1 protein-coding gene is annotated in these 504 nt (G+C 50.6%); it reads left to right on the plus strand.

Translation table 11 applies throughout. The features are described from left to right. Positions 1–45 precede the first annotated feature (45 nt). On the plus strand, positions 46–504 hold a 459-nt coding region (locus AC1RPX_RS07650; protein ID WP_481763313.1), incomplete at its 3' end, for a hypothetical protein.

The raw sequence follows: 504 nt of genomic DNA on the forward strand, positions 1-504 counted from the left end.
CAACGCATCGACACAAATCCGACCCGCCTGCAAATTGGGTAAAACATGAGTACGCCATATCAAGAAATCTATAAGTATCAGGTGGATTGGCCCTCGACGGACTCAACAGAAAACAGGCGTCTTGGGTATCGCTACCCGCGCAGTATTCTGCTGCCTCCATATCTAGCGGCTAATCCATACTACGTGGATTACACAAATGCCATCGACAATGTGTTCGAGGGACAAGTCGATATCAAGACCGAGATTTTGCAGAATCTGCGTAACATGTGGGTGACTAATCCCCCGCTCGAACAGCAGATTGCGGATCAAGTGTCTGGCACCGGTACCGATCCAGTGACGGGTCTTCCGTTCATGGGCGGCCATCTGATTGATTTTGATCAGTGGTCGCAGCCTGAGCGTGACATTCTGGCAAAGCAGGTGAATGCACTTGGGATGAAGCTAGCAAACGCAGGTGTCCTAACTGACGACAGCTACCAAGCCATATCGCGATGGGTTGGCATGTAT

This window comes from Dellaglioa sp. CoH-56-MRSF-14, assembly GCF_056782115.1.